Origin of the sequence: Candidatus Symbiopectobacterium sp. (genome assembly GCF_020054415.1) — a bacterium.
In the GTDB taxonomy this organism is placed as follows: domain Bacteria; phylum Pseudomonadota; class Gammaproteobacteria; order Enterobacterales; family Enterobacteriaceae; genus Symbiopectobacterium.
Genome location: NZ_JAHWCO010000116.1, coordinates 1 through 3,596, shown reverse-complemented (window position 1 = coordinate 3,596; position 3,596 = coordinate 1). Strand labels below are relative to the sequence as shown.

The window sequence follows — 3,596 nt, the reverse complement described above, 5'->3', positions numbered from 1 at the left end:
GCGGTAGTAACGATATCTGGAAAAAGAAAGTGGGCTATCACCGGCGCTCAGTGGCTGAAACGGCCATGTTCCGGTTCAAAAGGCTTCTGGGTGGTCATCTAAGTCTGAGAGACTACGATGCTCAGGTGGGTGAAGCCATGACCATGATCAAAGCGCTTAACCGGATCACGCTATCAGGAATGCCGAACAGTATTCGCATCACGTAACAATCGAACCGTATGGGGCGCAGTCGTTACAAGTTCTGATTTATTCAACAAAGCCGAACAAATTGACAATACTTTAGCAGTAGAAAATCCAACAATTTTTACCTGACACACAGGAAAAAATGGCATCGTAGTCATCTTGGGTATTCGTCGCATTATCATCATACCGATCGGTAGCCATGCCTACCGCTTGCAAATCATCCACCTAAATTTACGATACGCTTCGCGCATGAAGAGGCTGGTATCAGAATCAGATACATTTTCCACTACGGCTTTGATAACGTTCCGGATAGCGAACCTCTGTGGATGAATCCCTGCGGGGGGAAGTGGTAAGATATACCGTACCCTGGTGTAGAAATGTTGCTGGCATGCTCTTTTGGTTTAAGCAAATGCTTGCAGCATTAGTGACTTGTCCATTGAATCCCCAATAGCTAAAAATGAGTAAGACAGAGATGAATGAACCTATCGAGAAGGATTTCACCGACCATACGCCCATGATGCAGCAGTATTTCAGGCTAAAGGCGCAGCATCCCGACATCCTGCTGTTTTACCGCATGGGCGACTTTTATGAGTTGTTTTACGATGATGCCAAACGTGCGTCACAGCTATTGGATATTTCACTTACCAAACGCGGTGCTTCGGCCGGTGAACCCATCCCCATGGCAGGCGTTCCACACCACGCGGTTGAAAACTACCTGGCAAAACTGGTGCAGCAAGGCGAATCCGTCGCCATCTGCGAACAAATTGGCGATCCAGCGACCAGCAAAGGCCCCGTAGAACGCAAAGTGGTACGTATCGTCACCCCAGGGACGATCAGCGACGAAGCGCTGTTGCAGGAAAAACAGGACAATCTTTTAGCGGCCATTTGGCAGGACGGGCGTGGCTTTGGCTATGCTACATTGGATATCAGCTCTGGGCGTTTTCGCGTTATGGAGCCGGCCGATGAAGAGACCATGGCAGCAGAGCTGCAACGCACCAATCCCGCTGAGTTGCTTTATCCGGAATCGTTTGGTGCCGCTCATTTGATCGAACATCGCCATGGGTTGCGCCGCCGTCCGCTGTGGGAATTTGAGTTGGAAACCGCGCGGCAGCAGCTCAATATGCAGTTTGGCACACGCGACCTGATAGGGTTCGGGCTTGAACAGGCGAAACTGGCGCTGCGTGCCGCCGGCTGCCTGCTACAGTATGCCAAAGATACTCAGCGAACCTCACTGCCACATATCCGCAGCATCACCATGGAACGCCAGCAAGACGGCATCATTATGGATGCCGCCACGCGTCGTAATCTGGAGCTGACACAGAATCTGGCAGGCGGCGTCGAAAATACACTTGCAGCCATTCTGGACTGCACCGTCACGCCGATGGGCAGCCGTATGCTTAAGCGCTGGTTGCATATGCCCACGCGTGACAGACAAGCGCTAACGCAACGCCAGAGCACCATTCGCGCGTTGCAGCCACTGGCGGAAGCACTCCAGCCGCCATTGCGACAGATTGGCGACCTAGAGCGTATTTTGGCTCGTCTGGCGCTGCGTACCGCCAGACCGCGCGATCTGGCGCGGATGCGCCATGCATTTCACCAGTATCCGGCCATCCATGCGCTGCTGGCAGAAAGCACCGAAGACTATGTCCAACAGCTCTCTCAGCATGTTCATCAGTTTGACGAGCTGTGCGCACTGTTGGAACGCGCCGTGGTGGAAGCACCACCGGTGTTGGTGCGCGATGGTGGTGTGATCGCCAGCGGCTATAACGCCGAACTGGATGAATGGCGTGCGCTGGCTGACGGCGCCAGCGATTACCTTGATCGTTTGGAGATACGTGAGCGCGAAAAACTGGGACTTGATACCCTCAAAGTCGGATTTAACGGCGTGCACGGTTATTACATCCAGGTGAGCCGCGGACAGAGCCATTTGGTGCCGATTCACTATGTACGCCGCCAAACTCTGAAGAATGCCGAACGCTACATTATTCCTGAATTGAAAGAGTACGAAGATAAAGTTCTCACGTCCAAAGGCAAGGCGCTGGCGCTGGAAAAAGCCCTATACGACGACTTGTTTGACCAACTGTTGCCGCACCTTGAAACATTGCAACAAAGTGCCGCCGCGTTGGCAGAACTTGATGTTCTCACCAACCTGGCAGAACGAGCAGATACGCTGAATTATGTATGCCCGACGCTGAGTGAACTGCCAGGGTTAAAAATTGAAGGAGGACGCCATCCGGTGGTGGAGCAGGTGTTGAGCGAGCCGTTTATTGCCAACCCGCTGTCGCTCACACCGCAGCGTCGTATGCTGATCGTTACCGGCCCGAACATGGGCGGTAAGAGTACCTATATGCGTCAGGCCGCGCTGATCGTGCTGATGGCCCATATTGGCAGCTTTGTACCTGCTGATAAGGCCACTATTGGGCCGGTTGATCGCATATTCACACGTATTGGTGCCGCAGACGATCTCGCCTCTGGGCGTTCTACGTTCATGGTGGAGATGACGGAGACGGCCAACATTCTGCACAATGCCACCGCCAACAGCCTGATATTGATGGATGAAATTGGGCGAGGCACATCGACCTATGATGGTTTATCCCTGGCTTGGGCCTGTGCGGAAAATCTGGCGCAGCGCATCAAGGCCATTACATTGTTTGCAACCCATTACTTTGAATTAACCCATTTGCCAGAAAAAATGGAAGGCGTTGCGAATGTGCATCTGGATGCTCTGGAGCACGGTGACACCATTGCGTTTATGCACAGCGTTCAGGAGGGCGCCGCCAGCAAGAGCTACGGCCTCGCCGTTGCAGCGCTGGCGGGTGTGCCCAAAGAGGTGATTAAACGTGCGTTGCAAAAGCTTAAAGAACTGGAATCATTTTCCAATCACGCCTCTGCCAGCCATGTGGATGGTGCGCAACTGGCGTTGTTAACCAGCGAAGAGACCGCTCCGGCGGTCGAAGCACTGGAAGCGCTGGATCCCGATACGTTAACGCCGCGTCAGGCGCTGGAATGGCTGTATAAACTGAAAGCGATGGTGTAACTTTTCATGGCAAGCGGCCTTTCTCAGGAAGGCCGCTTTTTATCCGATCACTTTGGTATTGTTACTCGTTACAGTGGTCTTGCGCTTTCATCTGAAATGGGGCACTGCTCGGGACCAGGCTTTTTACCTCCCTCCCCTCTTCCATCGAAGGCACAACGGCAAAATGCGCGCTGAAGGTAAGCAGCACTGCGTCTCCCGATGATTTACGCACCTGTAAATAGGTCGTGTATTCAATTATGTTGATTGCAGTGTGAAATGTCCGGTTTTGGATGTGGAATACAGTGGCTAAAGTTGATGTAAGATGCCCGTTTTGTGAACAGACATCTCCTGTGAAAAAATACGGTTATGGCAAAAGTGGCCATCAGCGTTACCGTCG

3 protein-coding genes and 1 pseudogene are annotated in these 3,596 nt (G+C 52.6%); 3 read left to right on the top strand and 1 reads right to left on the bottom strand.

What is annotated here, in order from left to right:
• Positions 1–206, top strand: a pseudogene (locus QZ506_RS03585) (IS5/IS1182 family transposase); the annotation flags it as partial.
• 449 nt (positions 207–655) lie between these two features.
• Positions 656–3,220 carry a DNA mismatch repair protein MutS gene (mutS, locus tag QZ506_RS03580; RefSeq protein WP_291969115.1) on the top strand — a complete coding sequence of 855 codons (2,565 nt, stop codon included), beginning with the start codon at positions 656–658 and terminating at the stop codon, positions 3,218–3,220.
• Positions 3,221–3,281: 61 nt separating this feature from the next.
• Here mutS and QZ506_RS21460 read toward each other — a convergent pair whose 3' ends face one another.
• On the bottom strand, positions 3,282–3,455 hold the full coding sequence (locus tag QZ506_RS21460; protein ID WP_367272964.1) for a hypothetical protein: 174 nt from the start codon (positions 3,453–3,455) through the stop codon (positions 3,282–3,284).
• Between the two features lie 46 nt (positions 3,456–3,501).
• On the opposite strand from QZ506_RS21460, the gene QZ506_RS03575 reads away from it, so the two are divergent.
• The coding region (locus QZ506_RS03575; protein ID WP_367272958.1) for an IS1 family transposase at positions 3,502–3,596 on the top strand (95 nt) is incomplete at its 3' end.

Excerpts from the sequence above, each read along its gene's own strand:
- mutS (WP_291969115.1), top strand. The coding sequence starts at position 656 with ATGAATGAACCTATCGAGAAGGATTTCACCGACCATACGCCCATGATG.